Annotated in this window: 16 protein-coding genes; 12 read left to right on the top strand and 4 right to left on the bottom strand. The window is 69.7% G+C overall.

Annotation, left to right across the window (positions count from 1 at the left end):
- The first annotated feature begins 154 nt into the window (after positions 1-154).
- The 10 genes from rpmH to IM778_RS17605 all read left to right on the top strand — a co-directional run bounded on the left by rpmH (position 155) and on the right by IM778_RS17605 (position 7,779).
- On the top strand, positions 155-292 hold the full coding sequence (gene rpmH, locus IM778_RS17650) for a 50S ribosomal protein L34 (RefSeq protein WP_005054680.1): 138 nt from the start codon (positions 155-157) through the stop codon (positions 290-292).
- Between the two features lie 18 nt (positions 293-310).
- Positions 311-646 carry a ribonuclease P protein component gene (gene rnpA, locus IM778_RS17645; RefSeq protein ID WP_194410076.1) on the top strand — a complete coding sequence of 112 codons (336 nt, stop codon included), beginning with the start codon at positions 311-313 and terminating at the stop codon, positions 644-646.
- A complete protein-coding gene (gene yidD / locus IM778_RS17640; RefSeq protein ID WP_194410075.1) occupies positions 643-999 on the top strand; it encodes a membrane protein insertion efficiency factor YidD in 357 nt (118 codons plus the stop codon). Before rnpA ends, yidD begins: the two co-directional genes overlap by 4 nt.
- Before the next feature lie 8 nt (positions 1,000-1,007).
- Positions 1,008-2,138, top strand: a complete 1,131-nt coding sequence (gene yidC, locus IM778_RS17635) for a membrane protein insertase YidC (protein WP_194410074.1) — start codon at positions 1,008-1,010, stop codon at positions 2,136-2,138.
- A 42-nt stretch (positions 2,139-2,180) separates the two neighbouring features.
- A complete protein-coding gene (locus tag IM778_RS17630) occupies positions 2,181-2,699 on the top strand; it encodes a Jag family protein (protein WP_194410073.1) in 519 nt (172 codons plus the stop codon).
- A 46-nt stretch (positions 2,700-2,745) separates the two neighbouring features.
- Positions 2,746-3,369, top strand: coding sequence for a 16S rRNA (guanine(527)-N(7))-methyltransferase RsmG (rsmG, locus tag IM778_RS17625; protein ID WP_194410072.1), 624 nt, complete (start codon positions 2,746-2,748; stop codon positions 3,367-3,369).
- A 777-nt stretch (positions 3,370-4,146) separates the two neighbouring features.
- Complete coding sequence (locus tag IM778_RS17620) at positions 4,147-4,428, top strand: GIY-YIG nuclease family protein (protein ID WP_194410071.1); 282 nt, start codon at positions 4,147-4,149, stop codon at positions 4,426-4,428.
- A 1,034-nt stretch (positions 4,429-5,462) separates the two neighbouring features.
- The gene (locus IM778_RS17615; protein WP_420488839.1) at positions 5,463-6,392 is read left to right on the top strand and encodes a ParA family protein; all 930 of its coding nucleotides are present in this window, start codon (positions 5,463-5,465) and stop codon (positions 6,390-6,392) included.
- On the top strand, positions 6,392-7,336 hold the full coding sequence (locus IM778_RS17610; RefSeq protein WP_194410070.1) for a ParB/RepB/Spo0J family partition protein: 945 nt from the start codon (positions 6,392-6,394) through the stop codon (positions 7,334-7,336). The genes IM778_RS17615 and IM778_RS17610 overlap by 1 nt, the downstream gene beginning before the upstream one ends.
- Before the next feature lie 95 nt (positions 7,337-7,431).
- On the top strand, positions 7,432-7,779 hold the full coding sequence (locus tag IM778_RS17605; protein ID WP_420488838.1) for a tryptophan synthase subunit alpha: 348 nt from the start codon (positions 7,432-7,434) through the stop codon (positions 7,777-7,779).
- Positions 7,780-7,944: 165 nt separating this feature from the next.
- Here IM778_RS17605 and trxA read toward each other — a convergent pair whose 3' ends face one another.
- From trxA to IM778_RS17585, 4 genes are all read right to left on the bottom strand, one after another.
- Positions 7,945-8,268, bottom strand: a complete 324-nt coding sequence (gene trxA / locus IM778_RS17600) for a thioredoxin (protein WP_194410068.1) — start codon at positions 8,266-8,268, stop codon at positions 7,945-7,947.
- A gap of 117 nt (positions 8,269-8,385) precedes the next feature.
- A complete protein-coding gene (gene trxB, locus IM778_RS17595; protein ID WP_194410067.1) occupies positions 8,386-9,372 on the bottom strand; it encodes a thioredoxin-disulfide reductase in 987 nt (328 codons plus the stop codon).
- Positions 9,373-9,492: 120 nt separating this feature from the next.
- A complete protein-coding gene (gene murJ / locus IM778_RS17590) occupies positions 9,493-11,097 on the bottom strand; it encodes a murein biosynthesis integral membrane protein MurJ (protein WP_194410066.1) in 1,605 nt (534 codons plus the stop codon).
- Positions 11,094-13,289: a DUF6049 family protein gene (locus IM778_RS17585; protein WP_228484652.1), complete on the bottom strand. Its 2,196-nt coding sequence runs from the start codon at positions 13,287-13,289 to the stop codon at positions 11,094-11,096. The genes murJ and IM778_RS17585 overlap by 4 nt, the downstream gene beginning before the upstream one ends.
- Before the next feature lie 350 nt (positions 13,290-13,639).
- Between IM778_RS17585 and IM778_RS17580 the strand changes: the two genes are divergently transcribed.
- Both IM778_RS17580 and IM778_RS17575 read left to right on the top strand, forming a co-directional pair.
- The gene (locus IM778_RS17580; protein ID WP_228484866.1) at positions 13,640-14,956 is read left to right on the top strand and encodes a methyltransferase; all 1,317 of its coding nucleotides are present in this window, start codon (positions 13,640-13,642) and stop codon (positions 14,954-14,956) included.
- Positions 14,957-15,067: 111 nt separating this feature from the next.
- Positions 15,068-16,495: a CCA tRNA nucleotidyltransferase gene (locus IM778_RS17575; protein ID WP_194410065.1), complete on the top strand. Its 1,428-nt coding sequence runs from the start codon at positions 15,068-15,070 to the stop codon at positions 16,493-16,495.
- Positions 16,496-16,540 lie beyond the last annotated feature (45 nt).

Genomic DNA, 16,540 nt, shown 5'->3' with positions numbered 1-16,540 from the left:
TTCGAGGCATAATGCCGGGTCCTGTTCTCGGTTTGAGTTATCGGGCGTATCGACGTAGCCTTAATCGGTTGACTTGTGCCCTCGTGGCCGTCCCCTTGTACGAGCGTCCCCGGTCTCGAGCGTCCCGGTGACACCTGATCGGAAGTAGTCCCCTATGAGCAAGCGCACTTTCCAGCCCAACAACCGCCGCCGCGCCAAGAAGCACGGCTTCCGCGCCCGCATGCGCACGCGCGCGGGCCGCAGCATCCTTTCGGCTCGCCGCGCCAAGGGGCGCACCGAGCTCTCGGCCTGAGCTGGGTCACCCCCTGCGGTGCTCGCGAGGTCGAACCGACTCACCCGCGGAGCGGAGTACAAAGCCGCCGTCCGTCGTGGTCGGCGATGCGCCGGCAAGCACACCGTCACCTATGTCAACCGCGCCGAGACCTCTGGTCCGGCGCGGTTCGGCTTCATCGTGAACCGCCAGGTCGGAGGAGCCGTCGTGCGCAACACGATCCGTCGCCGGCTCAAGGCCGTGTGCTTCGAGTCGCTCGACTCGGTCGCCGCGGGCAGTGACGTCGTGATCCGGGTGCTGCCGAGCGCGGCGAACGCGACGTTCGCCGACCTGCGAGACGATGTCGTCCGCTGTCTCGCACGGAGGGCCGCATGAGCGTCCTTCCGGCCTACGCCCTCGGAGACGCCGAGTTCTCGGCATCCGATCTGCTCCGCAGTCTGCCCCTGCTCCCCCGCAACGCCGTCCTCGGTCTGCTGCACGGATACCGTGCCACCATCTCGCACACCTACGGCGACGTCTGCAAGTACTACCCGTCGTGCTCGGCCTACGCCGTCGGCGCCGTGCAGCAGCACGGGGCCGTCGTCGGGGCCGCGCTCACTGCGCGGCGGCTGGCCCGCTGCCACCCTTGGGCCGTCGGCGGCGTCGATGACGTTCCGCCCCACTCGCACTTCCGGCACGCGCTCACCCGCCACGGGTTCGTCGTGCCCGCCCCCTCCCGAAAGGACTGATCCACCGCATGGATCTTTTGCTGGCCTCCACGCCGTCTCCCACGCCTGCCCCCGACGGTGGTGGCTTCGATCTCATCGGGATCATCCTGTGGCCGCTGAAGTGGCTCGTCGAGGCGGTGCTCGTGTTCTGGCACTGGCTGTTCACGGCGATGGGGCTCCCGGCGGCGGAGGGCATCACGTGGGTGCTGTCGATCATCGGGCTCGTGATCGTGGTGCGGTCCGCGATGATCCCGCTCTTCGTGCGGCAGATCAAGAGCCAGCGCAAGATGATGGAAATCGCTCCTGAACTGCGAAAAGTTCAGGAGAAGTACAAGGGCAAGCGTGATCAGCTCTCGCGTGAGGCGATGAGCCGCGAGACCATGGCCCTGTACAAGAAGCACGGCACCACCCCGGTCTCGAGCTGTCTGCCGCTGCTGGTTCAGATGCCGGTGTTCTTCGCGCTGTTCAGCGTGCTGAACGGCGTGCAGACCATCAAGACCGACCCGAACCACACCGGTGTCGGATTGCTCGGCAACGAGCTGATGCTGGAGTTCTACAACGCGAAGCTCTTCGGCGTGGCGTCGCTGCACGAGACACTGATCGATGCCGTGAACACCGGCAACACCGCGGCGATCATCATCCTCGTCGTCCTCGTCGTGCTCATGATCGCATCGCAGTTCTTCACCCAGCTGCAGATCATCTCGAAGAACCTCTCCCCCGAGGCCAAGACCGGCCAGGCGTACCAGATGCAGAAGATCATGCTCTACGTCCTGCCGTTCGCCTTCGTCTTCTCGGGCGTCTTCTTCCCGCTGGGCGTCGTCATCTACTGGTTCGTGTCGAACCTGTGGACGATGGGCCAGCAGTTCCTCGTCATCCGCGAGATGCCGACTCCCGGCTCTGATGCGGCCAAGGCTCGCGAGGAGCGCCTCGCGCGCAAGGGCAAGGCCATCGACGCCTCCGGCAAGGTCGTGCCGATGGACAAGTACCTCGCGGAGCAGCAGCGCCTGTACGAAGAGGCCGAGCGCGCCAAGGCCGCGGCCCCCAAGCGTCAGCAGCCCGTGGGCAAGCAGCGTGCGAAGAAGCAGGCCCAGAGGCAGCAGGCTCCCAAGCCGCCGACTCCCAACGCGGCTGGCGACGGCGGCTCGCCCTCGGGCAACTGAAACCGTCCGGCTCGCACATACCGACATCGAGGACCCACAGCCATGACCACGTCGTCCGACTCCCTCCGCACCGACCCCGCCGCTGAGCGCGAGCCTGCCACGGTCGAGCAGCTCGAAGAAGAAGGCGACATCGCCGCGGACTTCATCGAGGGCCTGCTCGACATCGCCGACATCGACGGCGACCTCGATCTGGACGTGCGCGCCGGGCGCGCGTATGTCTCGGTCGAGGCACCAGAGGGTGGGTCCGTCGCACTGATCGCCGAACCCGACACCGTGCAGGCGCTGCAGGAACTGACGCGCATCGCGGTCCAGAACCGCACCGGTCGCTTCTCACGCCTCATCCTCGACGTCGGCGGATCACGCGATGCTCGTCATCACGAGCTCGTGGCGCTGGTCGACCGTGCGATCGCCCGCCTCGACGACGGCGCTTCGCAGGCTTCGCTGCCCGCGATGTCGAGCTACGAGCGGAAGCTCGTGCACGACATCGTCGCCGAGCGCGGCTTCGTGTCGGAGTCGTACGGCGAGGGCGCCGATCGCCACACCGTGATCAGCCGCGGCTGATCACGTCGTTTCACGTGAAACATCGGGGTCTGAGGGCAGGTCGTTCATGATCGAGATCGAGCAGGAGCCGGCCGCTGCCGCGGAGATCTTCGTCGATCGCATCGAGCTCGCCCGGCGATTCACGGAGGCCCTCGGGCTTCACGGCGAAGAACGCGGTCTGATCGGCCCGCTGGAACCTCCGCGACTGTGGTCGCGCCACATCCTGAACAGCGCGGTGATCGCGCCGCACTTCTCCGGTCACGTCGGCGATGTCGGGTCGGGTGCCGGGTTGCCGGGACTCGTGCTCGCGATCGCGCGGCCCGATGTGCAGTGGGTGCTGATCGAGCCGATGGAGCGCCGGGTCGCCTGGCTGTCGGAGCAGGTGGAGTCGCTCGGTCTCGACAACGTCGAGGTGGTGCGGGCTCGCGCGGAGGACTGGAAGCGCGGCCCCGTGCTGGACGCCGTGACGGCACGCGCCGTGAGTGCTCTGCGCACGCTGGTGCCGATCACCGCTCCCCTGGTTCGCGACGGCGGCGAGCTGATCCTGCTCAAGGGCGCGAATGCAGAGAACGAGATCGGCGCGGCCGAGAAGCAGCTCCGCAAGTTCCGAGTGACGAACGCCCGCGTCGAGATCGTCGGCGAAGGTCTTCTCGAAGAGCCCTCCCGGGTCTTCCGCGCCACAGTGCGCTGACGCACCCCCTCCCCTCCCCGGTCGATTCGCGAGCCTGCGAGCCCATCGAGACCCAGACCGGTGCGTTCTGTTGAGTTGTCGGTCGGCGGCTCCGGCCTTGCATGCCGTTTCACGTGAAACACGCGCCTAGGCTTCGTCGCCCACCGGCTCCGGCTAGCGCTACTCACGTACTCCGGCCGCTCACCGCCGGTCGAGTAGCGAGCCTGCGAGCGTATCGAGACCACTCCCTGTGGTCTCCGGCCCTCCCACTGCCCCCGATCCCGGTGCGCCCGCCCTAGTGTGAACCGACCGCCCGGCCCCTCGGCTACTTCGCCCGGAGGCGTCGCGCTCTCGGCGGCCACGTCGCCACGTGCATCACCCGCGTCGCCCGTCGAGTAGCGAGCGCGTGTGTGTGTCGCGACCGCTGGTTTAGTCCCGTGCTTGTGGACGCGACAGCACCTTGGTATCCGAGCTGTCCGACCCGAGACGTCCATGCTCGGGTTTCACACCCGGTGGACGTCCATCCCCTGCCCTGCAGCGATGCGTCCATCACCCGCCGGTCGAGTAGCGAGCTTGCGAGCGTATCGAGACCGGTCCGTTGGCCATCCCACTCGCGGAGTCTCTCGCTGCGACAGTCGACGAATGTTTCACGTGGAACATTGAATGGGCGAGACAGCCAGCGAGTTGCCGGGACCACCCCCGGTCGCCATCTCCTCCCCAGGTTCGCGAGAGTGGAACTTCCTCACACATCATCTAGACACGGGGGCCGCGAGGACGGCTGCGGCTCAGGATGGGCGGATGGCATACATGTATATCCTTCAGTGCGCGGACGGATCCCTGTACGTCGGCAGCACACGACACCTCGAGCACCGGCTAGCGCAGCACAACGACGGCGAAGGCGCTGCCTACACAAGGACGCGATTGCCGGTCAGTCTCGTGTACTTCGAGACGTTCGATCGCGTGGATGACGCATACCGGCGCGAGAAGCAAGTCCAGGGATGGGGCCGCGCTAAGCGTCTCGCGCTCATCACCGGGCATCTCGAGGCGCTGCCCCCGTTGAGCAAGAAGAGGTTCCACTGAGTTCGCGTCTGCGCGAGGCGCCGAGTTTGGGTGGCGGCCGGTGGATGAGGCGGGCGGTGGCCGGCGGGCGATGCCACTCTCGGTGGTCGCGGAGGCCGTCGCACGTATCGGGCTCGGCGTGGGGTCTCGATACGCCCGCAGGCTCGTTACTCGACCGGCGGGTGGAGCGGGGTGAGGTGGCGAGTGTTTCACGTGAAACGAGGGTGGGGGCTCGGTGCGCTCGAGGGCTCGTTGCTCGGCGGTGGGTGGGACGGTGCTCTGTTTCACGTGAAACAGTGGCGTGTCTCGATACGCATGCGGGGTCGATGGGCGATCGGCGGTGTGGGGTGGGTGGATCGATCCGGCGTCTGCGAGCGGGCGTTGGTGTGGCTGAGATCGGTGGGTCTCGATACGCCCGCCGGCTCGTTACTCGACCGGCGGGTGGAGCGGGGTGAGGTGGCGAGTGTTTCAGGTGATATAGCGGTGGGTCTCGATACGCTCGCAGGTTCGCTACTCGACCGGCGGGCGGTGGGGTCTCGATATGCTCGCGGGCTCGCTACTCGACGGGTGGATGAAGTGAGGGCGGATGTCTCACGTGGATCGGGGTGGGGTCTCGATACGCTCGCAGGCTCGCTACTCAACCCGCGGGTGGGGTGGGGTGGCGTGGCGAGTGTTTCACGTGAAACAGCGGTGGGGTCTCGATACGCTCGCAGGCTCGCTACTCGACCGGCGGGTGGGGTGGGGTGGCGTGGCGAATGTTTCACGTGAAACGAGGGTGGGTCTCGATGCGGTCGTTGGGTGGCTACGCGATCGGCGGGTGGGGCGGGTCGGAGCGATTGGGGAGCCTGTGAGCGGGCGTTGCGGAACCTGAGATCGGTGGGGTCTCGATACGCTCTCAGGCGCGCTACTCGACCGGCGGGTGCAGCGGGGGTCTCGATACGCTCGCAGGCTCGCTACTCGACCGGCGGGCTACGGCCGGTGGGGAAGGGGTGGGGGTGGGGCGGGATAGAGTGGAAGGCGTTGTTCACCGGCTCGCGAAAGGGAGAGTGTTTCACGTGAAACAGCCCGACGAGACCGAGGCTTCGGCATCCTTCTCGTTCGACGACACACCTCTCGCCCGGGAACTTGCGGACCTCTCCGCCCGCAGAAAAGCGCTGGAATCGGCGGAGGTGGAGCTGTCTGGACGGACACGTGTGGTCACCGTGTCGAACCAGAAGGGCGGGGTCGGCAAGACCACCACCACCGTCAATCTCGCGGCCGCGCTCGTGGACCGGGGCGCGCGCGTGCTGGTGATCGACCTCGACCCGCAGGGGAACGCGTCGACAGCGCTCGGCGTACCGCACACGGCCGAGACGCCGAGCGTCTACGACGTCCTCATCGACGAGTTCCCGCTCGCCGACATCGTGCAGACCAGCCCAGAGTCTCCTGACCTGCTGTGCGCGCCGAGCACGATCCACCTCGCCGGCGCCGAGATCGAACTGGTGTCCCAGGTGGCGCGCGAGCATCGACTGCGCACCGCCGTCGACGACTATCTCGCGAACCTCGACGAGCGCCTCGACTTCATCCTCATCGACTGCCCGCCCTCGCTGGGTCTGTTGACGATCAACGCCTTCACCGCGGCGAGTGAGCTGCTCATCCCGATCCAGTGCGAGTACTACGCGCTCGAGGGGCTCAGCCAACTGCTCGGCACTGTGCGTATGATCCAGAAGCACCTGAATCCCGAACTGCACCTGTCGACCATCATCCTGACGATGTACGACGCGCGCACTCGGCTCGCCCAGCAGGTCGCCGACGAAGTGCGTGAGCACTTCCCGCGCGAGGTGCTCGGGACCGTGATCCCGCGGTCCGTCCGGGTATCAGAAGCACCGAGCTTCGGGCAGACCGTCATCGCATACGACGGTCAGTCCGCCGGCGCGATCGCATATCGCGAAGCGGCCGTAGAGATCATCCGGCGCGACAGCGCATCGAACGAAGGGGGCGCATGATGGCCAAGCGCACAGGTCTGGGTCGCGGAATCGGGGCGTTGATCCCGACGAGCGAGCAGGCGGACGAGCGCCCGTCCGACGTGTTCTTCCCTCGGCCGGTCGCCGTCGAAGAACCCGAGGAAGACCTCGTCGTCGTCCCGGGTGCGCATCTCGCGCACATCGACCCGCACGAGATCGTGCCGAACCCGCGGCAGCCCCGTACGCACTTCGACGAGGAGCACTTCGCGGAGCTCGTCCACAGCGTCCGCGAGTTCGGAGTGCTGCAGCCCGTCGTCGTGCGCAAGAACGACGACGGCAAGTACGAGCTCATCATGGGCGAGCGTCGTACGCGCGCCGCACGCGAGGCGGGCCTCACCTCGATCCCGGCGGTCGTCCGAGACACCGCCGACGAGCACCTCCTCCGTGACGCCCTGCTCGAGAACCTGCACCGGTCCGAGCTGAACCCGCTCGAAGAGGCATCGGCGTACCAGCAGCTGCTCGAGGACTTCGGGATCACCCAGGAAGAACTCGCCACCCGCATCGGTCGCTCCCGCCCGCAGATCAGCAACACCATCCGCCTACTCAAGCTGCCGATGCCGGTGCAGCAGCGCGTCGCCGCCGGCGTCCTGTCGGCCGGACACGCTCGCGCGATCCTCTCGCTCGAAGACCCCAAGGCGATGCAGCGCCTCGCCGACAAGATCGTGAACGAGGACCTCTCGGTGCGCGCCGCCGAGGCTGCCGCGAAACTCCCAGATGCCGGATCCACCCGTTCCGTGAAGCCACAGGCAGGATCCCGTCGCGCCCACCTCGACGAGGTCGCCGAGCGTCTCGGCGACCGGCTCAACACCCGCGTGAAGATCTCGCTGACGGCACGAAAAGGCCAGATCAACATCGATTTCGCGACGATTCAGGATCTGAACCGGATTCTCGATGAACTCGGTGAGACCGGTTACGGCTCGGTCTGATCCCCGCACGTCCGGCGGGCCCGACGTCAGCTGTCACCAAGACGGAGAAGGCGCGCGCTGACCCGCACGCCTGAATCGGGTCGTACCCTTGATTGGTGGCGAACGACGATCAGACCCCGCGCCGCCGGGCCAGTCTCGAACTCCTGCGCGCCGAGGCCGCAGACGAGCTCTCCGTCCTCGTCACCGAGCGGCTCCGCGCGGGTGAAGACCCGTGGGACTTCATGGAGGAACTCCCGAGCGTCGACGAACTCGTCGTCTTCATGCTCCGCGCCGAGAACATCGCCGCCAACGGCGGCTCTCGCCCGAACGCCAGCCGGCACTACCGCGTGCTGCGTCAGATCGCCTTGGACTACCCGCCGTTGACCCGCGCCGTGTGGGGCCTTCTCGGTCAGGCGAACACGCACCGCCGCTGGGACGCGACCGTGCGCGCCGACGCCGGCTGACCTGCCCGCTGCCGGCTGACCCGCCGGCACCGGACGCCTCCGACGCCCACCCGTCGCCGACCGGGAAACGCCGCCCTCTGCCAGGATGCCCGGAACGGCATACGACGCCCTGACACGAAGAAAACCCCGCCGCACGACGCGACGGGGTTCTCACGGGAATCGAAGTCAGCCGAGGTAGGCGGCGAGATCCTGCTCGAGCGCGAACTTGGGCTTCGCGCCGATGATCGTGGTCTGGACCTCACCCTTGTGGAAGACCTTCATCGCCGGGATCGACGTGATCTGGTACTTCATGGCGAGGTCGGGGTTCTCGTCGACGTTCAGCTTCATGATCGTGATCTTCTCGGGGTGCTCCGACTGGATCTGGTCGAGCACCGGCGAGACCATGCGGCACGGTCCGCACCACTCGGCCCAGAAGTCCACGAGCACGGGACCCTCGGCCTGGAGCACATCCTGCTCGAACGTGGCGGACGTCGTCGCCTTGGCGGTCATCATTTCTCCTTCGATCGAAGTCAGTCTCTTCTGGCGCAACACGCGCCACTGACGATTTGTTCCGATGCTCGGTCCGGGCGGGAACAGCCGCACCGAAGGCGCAGCGTGTCCAGGGGGTCAGGCAGAGACGACCTCGGGTAATCCCTCGATCTGGTCTCCGTGCACGTCGGGCTCGCCTGCCTCGCCGAGCGCGGCGAGGTAGTGCTCGACGTCGAGGGCTGCGACGGTGCCGCTGCCGGCGGCCGTCACGGCCTGCCGGTACGTCGGGTCGATGACGTCGCCGGCCGCGAAGACGCCGGGCACCGAGGTGCGGGACGAGCGCCCGTCGACCCAGATGGTGCCTTCGGGGGTGAGCTCGAGCTTGCCGTGCACGAGGTGGGTGCGCGGGTCGTTGCCGATCGCGACGAAGACGCCGTCGAGGGGGAGCTCACGGGTCGAACCGTCGACCGTGTTCTTCAGCACGAGGCCGGTGACGGCCTCGTCGCCCAGGATGTCGACGACCTCGCTGTTCCACACGAACTCGATCTTGTCGTTCTTGAACGCGCGCTCCTGCATGATCTTCGATGCGCGCAGCTCGTCACGGCGGTGGACGATGTACACCTTGGACGCGAACTTGGTGAGGAACGTGGCCTCCTCCATCGCCGAGTCGCCGCCGCCGACGACGGCGATGACGCGCTCGCGGAAGAAGAACCCGTCGCACGTCGCGCAGTACGAGACGCCGCGACCCGACAGCCGCGCTTCTCCCTCGATGCCGATCTTGCGCGGCGCGGAACCGGTGGCGAAGACGATCGAGTCCGCCTCGTGCGTTCCGCCGCTGCCGAGGGTGATCTTCTTCACGAGCCCGTCGACGTCGAGCGAGACGACGTCGTCGTAGAGCACCTCGGCGCCGAACCGCTCGGCCTGCTCCTGCATCTTGGCCATGAGATCGGGGCCCTGGATGCCCTCGGGGAAGCCGGGGAAGTTCTCGACGTCGGTGGTGTTCATGAGCTCACCGCCTGCTTCGACCGAGCTCGCGACGACGAGCGGCGTGAGGTTCGCGCGCGCCGCGTAGATCGCGGCGGTGTATCCGGCGGGACCCGACCCGATGATGATGACCTGACGCACGTGCGCACCCTTTCCGTCTGGAGGCTCCATCAGCCGTGCGAACACTGGCGAATGGCTTCCGGATGCCTCAACACATCGTAACCGCGGGGCATTCCGTCGCCGGGTCCGATGTCGGCGCGCTCAGCGGTCTCCCGGCAGGAACCGCTGCAGCCGGCTGAGCACCGGGCGCAGCTCCGGCGCACGGAGGAGGGTGAGCGCGCCGAGGTAGACGGCGAAGGCCACACCGCAGATGATCGCCGTGCCGAGGGCACCCAGCAGCTTGTCGGCCGTGGTCCATCCCGCATCCCCGCCCATCAGCAGGTAGACGAGCCACCCGGCGCCGGCGGCGGGGAGCGCCGCGAGGACGAAGCGCCCGTACGAGACGAGCCAGGAGCGCGCGCCGAGCCACCGCATCCGTCGCCGCAGCAGCAGGGCCGCGATAACGACCTGGACCGCCGTCGAGATCGACTGCCCGAGCGCGATGCCTGCGGCGAGCTGCTCGACCGGCAGCGTGGCCTGTGCGACGAGCACCAGCACGACGAAGAGCGCGCACTGGATCACTGTGAAGAAGAAGGGCGTGCGGGTGTCGTTGTAGGCGTAGAAGGCGCGCTGGATGACGAAGAGGATCGACAGCGGGATCAGTCCGACGAGGAACGCGACGAGCACGGGCGCTGCGGCCACCGCCTGGTCGGCGGCATTGACGAACACGCGCGTCGCGGGGACGGCGGCGACCATGAGAGCCGCCGCGGCGATGGTGATGAGCAGGCCGGTCACGCGGATGCTCGCCGACAGGTCGGTGCGCACGTCGTCGTCGCGGCCCTCGTGCGCGTGCTCCGACAGACGTGTGAAATAGGGCGTCCCGATCGACATGACGATGATCGAGTACGGGAGCATGAAGACGAGCCATGCGTTGGCCATCGCGAACGCGGACGCGCCGTCGCCGGAGGCCTCGGTGACGACCCGCGTCTGCACGAGACCGGCGAGCGTCCGCACGATGACCATGGCGAACGTCCACCCGGCGAGGCGGCCGATGTCGCCCAGCCCCACGCCGCGCCAGCGGAAGTCGGGCCGCAGGTGCAGGCCGGTGCGCCGCCAGAACAGCAGCAGCACGCCGGCCTGGACGACGATGCCGCCGGTGGCGGTGGCGCCGAGCGCGGTGATCATGCCCGGGGTCCAGTCGGCGACGCTGCTGAGATCGGTGCCGAAGAAGAGCCCGATGAGCCCGAAGCCGATGATCGAGACGACGTTGTTCACGATGGGCGCCCACGTGAAGGGTCCGTAGACCTTGCGGGCGTTGAGCGCCTCGCCGACGAGCGAATACAGCCCGTAGAAGAAGATCTGCGGCAGGCACCAGTACGCCAGCACGGTCGCGAGCGCTTGCTGATCGGGGTCGAACGACGGGGCGAAGAGCTCCACGAGGAGTGGCGCGCACAGTGTCGCGACGGCCGACGTGACGAGCAGGACGACGGTGCCGAGCGTGAAGAGCTTGGAGATGAACGTGCGCCCGCCGTCGGCGTGCGCGGCCGACCGGACGATCTGCGGCACGATGACCGCCGTCAGCAGGCCGTACGAGATGATCTCGTAGATCGTGTTGGGTAGCTGATTCGCGACGGTGAAGGCATCGCCCGCGCGACTGGCGAAAGACCCGAGCACCGTGACCAGCAGGATCGTGCGCACGACTCCCGTCAGCCGCGAGACGAGCGTCCCCGCTGCGATGAGTGCGCTGGCGCGTCCGACTTCGCTCATCGTTCGTCCTCACCGCTCGTCGAGTCGTCGGGCGCTTCCGCCGCAGGCTCCGTCGCCGCGGCATGCGGCTCGACGGCAGGGCGTCGCCGTCGCCGCACGCGCAGCACGGTGCGCACGATGCCGATCACCAGGAGCGCGCCGACCACCGTCGCGAGGGCGGCGATGCCGACGCCCTCCCATTCGGCCCACACGTTGACGCGCACCGTCTGCGGGTCGCCGATCGCGACGAAGGTGGGGCTGCGCAGCTGCAGCGCCAGTGTCACCTCGCCCCTGCCGACGCGTGCCTGAACAGGGACCTCGACCCGTGTGTTGCTCTGCGGCGTGGCGACGATCGTCGTCTCGGTCTGCACGTCGAGGCGCAGGTTGCCCGGAGTCGTGTAGAGCACGAGGTTGACCGGATACGCGAGGTCGTTGCGCACCCAGAACCGCAGCGAGGCGTTGGATCCGTAGAGGTCGCCGGGGCTCGTGGGCAGCAGCGCCACCGACTCGAGCGTCCGCTCGGTGGCCTCCTGGTGCTCGGCGAGCGCGAGGGGCCACGCCGCGTCGCCGACCCATCGCACCCCGAGCAGCTGCAGCAGCTCGGCACGCTCGGGGCCGGTGAGCAGGCTCGGGTCATCGAGGATCGTGGCGAACCGGGCGACCTCGCCCTCATCGGCGAGGAGGGCGGATGCCGCGTCCGCACGTTCGGTCGCGGGCGCGATGTCGGCCAGCTCGACGGGGCGGGCCTCGCTCGCGGCGAGGCCGGCGAGTGTGCGCGGTGCGACGTTCGGCGCTCCGGTCGCGGTGGCGATGGCGGTGGCCAGGCCGACCCGGGAGCGCTGGTCGTCGCGCCCGACCGTGACCAGGAGCGGGCCGGCGGACTCGCCGGCCGCGAAGTCGAGGTACGCCGCCGCCTCCGTGAGCGCGGCTCCGCGCAGCCACGACGCCTCGCGCAGCGACGCCTCGTGCAGCGCCGCCGAGACGGCCTCGTCGTACACCAGCACGCCGGCGTCGCCGACCCGGCCGCGCGCGCTCACGGTGTCGCCCGCGGCGCCCCGGGCCGTCGTGGACGACGGCACGACGGTGAGCGACGCGGTGCCGTCGTGGCCCAGCTCGCCGAGCCTCGTGACGACCTCCGTGCTCGCCGTGCCGTCGGCCGGCCAGTAGACGGCGTCGCGCGCGGGTGCGCCGATCGCGACCAGCTGCTCGGTGTCGGGCAGCGTCGTCGAGGGTCCGGCCGTCGGCGTCGGGCTGGGGGTCGGGCTCGGGGACGCGGTCGCGTCGGGGAAGTCCGACGGGGTCATGTAGGCGGTGAACGATGTCGGCGCGAGCGGCCGCGGCAGGCCGGCCTCCAGCTGTGCGGTGACGTCGGCATCGCCGAACTGCAGGGCGAAGCGCGAGTTCGGCAGAGCCTCGAGCCTGCCCAGCCACGCGGTGGCCGCTTCGGGGGCGGCCGTGCCCAGCACGCGGATCGCCGCGGGGATCGCGGGGTCGACGGCGAGGATCACGGCGGTGCCGGTGACGGCGTCGAGCTGCGCGGTGAGGTCGCCGTCCGGGGCGGTCAGCGCCGCCAGCTCGTCGGCGGTCAGCAGCCCGCCCTCGAAGGGAGCCGCGGTGATGGGGACGACCACGCCGATGCCCACCTCGGGGCGGTCGTCGGCGGGAACGATCATGACGCTCGTGGACGTCACCGTCCCCGATTCGGACGCGTAGGACGCGATCAGCGGGTACACGCCGGGCGCTCGGCCGGCGAGGACCGGGGCATCCGCCGGCACCGTGAGCGCGGCGATCTGCTCGGACCCCGGGTCGACGGCGTCGAGAGTGCCGGTGGCGGCTTCTGCGAGGCTGACGCCGCCGAGGTCGCCGCCGAGCCAGGCGGCGAGGGCCGTGCGGTCGGCGAGCGGCGCCGCGCCGAGCGACAGGGTGACGGTGCTCGCCGGAATCTCGGCATCCGTCCCGTTCTGGAGGCTGACCGACACGGTCAGCGCGTCTCCGGGTCGCACGGAGCCGTTCGACACTGGGGACAGCGTGAAGACGCTCGTGCCGGCGGGCACCGACGACGTGGGCGTCGGGGTCGGCGACGGCGTCGGGGCGGCGGTCGCTGCGGAGGGCAGCAGCAGCGCGCCGAGGACCGTGAGCGCCGCCGTGGCCACGGCGAGGCGTGGGACGCGGCGAGGCGAACGGCGCCGGGGTGGGCTTCCCGGTGTGGTCACGGTCATCCTGTCGGGTTTCGCTCCTGTGCGATGTCCTGACCGCACGATCGACTGCGATTCTACGGTCCGCGCCTTCGAGCCTCCTCGACACCGCGCGGTGCGCGCACCGACTCGGCCGCCGCGGTGCGCCGCGGGGCGGTTGAATGGGAGCGTGCTCCCCGAACCCGAACCCGCCGTGTGCCGCGCGCTGGCCGCCGACCTCCGCGACGCCGGTTTCACCGCCGAAGCCCTCCGGGATGCGTGGGGTGCCGCAGCCGACGACGCCATCGCGCGCGGGCTGCGATCGCCGGCGTACCGCGCGCTCGGGGGGCGCGACGACGCCCTCGCTGGGCAGACTGCTGGTGCTCGGGATGCCGGAGGCCACGGCATCCGTCGACCGGACGCTCGTCCGCACCGGCGCGCACGGCCTCGTCGCGCTCGGTCTCGCGTCGCTCGCCGACGGCGAGGTGCGCCCGGCCGCGGTGGTGCGGCCGCAGTCGTATGCGGACGCGACCGGCTCGGGGCAGTGGTGGATCGCGAGCGATCTCGACGAGGCGGCGCTGGGCGGACCGCTCCCCGAGGAGCACGTGCTCGGGGTCGGCGGCGCCTCGCTCACGCTCGCGGGCCTGCAGCTGCCCGCGCCCGCGGAGCGCGGGCTCGACGTCGGCGCCGGCTGCGGCATCCAGGCCCTCCGTGCCCGCGCGCACGTCGGTCACGTGGTCGCGACCGACATCTCGCCGCGGGCGCTCGCCTTCACGCGCCTGAACGCACTGCTCAACGGCGTCGACGGCATCGAGACCAGACACGGCAGCCTGTTCGAGCCGGTCGCCGGCGAGACGTTCGACCGCATCGTCTCGAACCCTCCCTTCGTCATCACGCCGCGCGTGGCGGGCGTGCCCGCCTACGAGTACCGCGACGGCGGCATGGTCGGCGACGACCTGGTCGCCGCGTTCGTCTCTGGCGTCGGCGCGCACCTCGCCCCCGGCGGGGTCGCGCAGCTGCTCGGCAACTGGGAGACCCGCGATGGAGTGGCCGGTCTCGACCGGGCGAGGGCGTGGGTCGAGGCGTCGCCGGTGCCGCTGGACGCGTGGGTCGTCGAGCGGGAGGCGCTCGACCCGCTGTCGTACGCCGAGCTGTGGGTGCGCGACGGCGGCACGCTCGCCGGCACGCCCGGGTTCGCCCGGCTGGTCGACGCGTGGCTCGACGACTTCGGCGCGCGCGGCGTGACCGAGGTCGGCTTCGGGTACCTGCTGCTGCGCCGCCCCGCGGCGGGTCCGCCGACACTCGCGCGGTACGAGCGCTTGCACGCCGCGCTCCCCGGCGACGGTGTCGGGGCGCATCTGGCCGCGTCGCTGGATGCGCACGACCGGCTCGCCCGGCTCGACGACGGCGGGCTCGCGGCATCCGTCCTCGTCGTCGCGCCCGATGTGACCGAGGCCCGTCATCACCTGCCCGGCGAAGAGCATCCGGCCGTGATCGAGCTGCGGCAGGGAGGCGGATTCGGCAGGTCGCTCTCGATCGATCCCGGGCTGGCGGCGCTGGTCGGCGCGTGTGACGGCGACCTCCCCGTCGGCGTGCTGATCGATGCGATCGCCGACCTGATGGGCGTGGACGCGGACGCGCTTCGCGCCGACCTGCTGCCGCGCGTGCGGGAGCTGCTGTTCACGGGGTTCCTCCGCTTCGCGTGACGCAGCGCTCCTCGAGCAGCGCACCGTGCGGCGCCTCGGCCGGCGTCAGGTCACGCTCACCATCGCCGACGACGACTGATCGGCCGCCGGCCGCTCGGTAGGCTGGAGGCCATGCTCAACATGGCCGAGGGCATCGCGCGCCTCGGCGCGCTCGCCGAGTCCCCCGTCGTCGACACGCTCGCCCGCGCCTTCGCCGACGCCGGGTTCGACCTCGCGATCGTCGGCGGTCCGGTGCGCGACGCGCTGATCGGCCGCGAGACGCACGACCTCGACTTCACGACCGACGCGCGACCCGATGACATCCTGCGCATCGTCACGCCCATCAGCACCGCGCAGTGGGACATCGGTCGCGCGTTCGGCACCATCGGCGCGCGTGTCCGAGGCGAGCAGGTCGAGATCACCACGTACCGCGCCGACAGCTATGACGGCGTCACCCGCAAGCCGACCGTCGAGTTCGGCGACACCATCGACGGTGACCTCGTGCGCCGCGACTTCACCGTCAACGCGATGGCGCTGCGGGTTCCCGCCCGCACGCTGGTCGATCCGACGGGGGGTGTCGAAGACCTCGTACGCGGCGTCCTGCGTACGCCGACAGACCCGCATGTGAGCTTCGGCGACGACCCTCTGCGCATGCTGCGCGCCGCACGGTTCTCGTCGCAGCTCGCGTTCGAGGTCGACCCCGCGACGGTGGATGCGATGGCGGAGCTGCGCCACACCCTCGCGATCGTCAGCCCCGAGCGCATCCAGAGCGAGATCGTGCGGCTCCTCGCCACCGACGACCCGGTGCGCGGCATCCGTCTGCTCGTCGAGACGGGTCTCATGGCCGAGTTCCTCCCCGAGATCCCCGCGCTGCAGCTCGAGGTCGACGAGCACCACCACCACAAGGACGTCTACGAGCACTCGCTGACGGTGCTGCGCCAGGCGATCGAGCTCGAGAAGACGCGGAATCCGGATGCCGCCCCCGACGTCCCGCTGCGGCTCGCGGCGCTGCTGCACGACATCGGCAAGCCGGCGACGCGGCGGCTCGAGCCCGGCGGCGGCGTCACGTTCTACCACCACGACATCAAGGGCGCACGCCTGGCCCGCAAGCGGCTGCAGGCCCTGCGGTTCGACTCCGACACGATCGGCTCGGTGACGCGGCTGATCGAGCTGCATCTGCGGTTCTTCGGCTATTCCGAGGGCGCGTGGACCGACTCCGCGGTGCGCCGCTACGTGCGGGATGCCGGAGCAGAGCTCGAACGCCTGCACATCCTCACGCGGGCCGACGTCACCACTCGCAACGTGCGCAAGGCCCGCCGTCTGGCGAGCGCCTACGACGACATCGAGCGGCGCATCGCCGAGCTCGCCGCGCAGGAGGAGCTGCAGGCCATGCGCCCCGAGCTCGACGGCAACCGCATCCAGGAGGTGCTGGGCATCGCGCCGGGTCGCGAGGTCGGCGAGGCGTACCGCTTCCTCCTCGACCTGCGTCTCGACGAGGGCATCGTCGGCGAGGCCGAGGCCGAACGCCGCCTGCGGGAGTGGTGGGCGGCGCGGGCCTGAACCACCCGGGCGGGGGCCGTAGGGGAGGATTCCCCATGGCGTCGA

It is taken from the genome of Microbacterium cremeum (assembly GCF_015277855.1).
Lineage (GTDB): Bacteria > Actinomycetota > Actinomycetes > Actinomycetales > Microbacteriaceae > Microbacterium > Microbacterium cremeum.
Note: the sequence above shows the minus strand (reverse complement) of the source record. Positions and strands in the feature narration are given on the sequence as shown.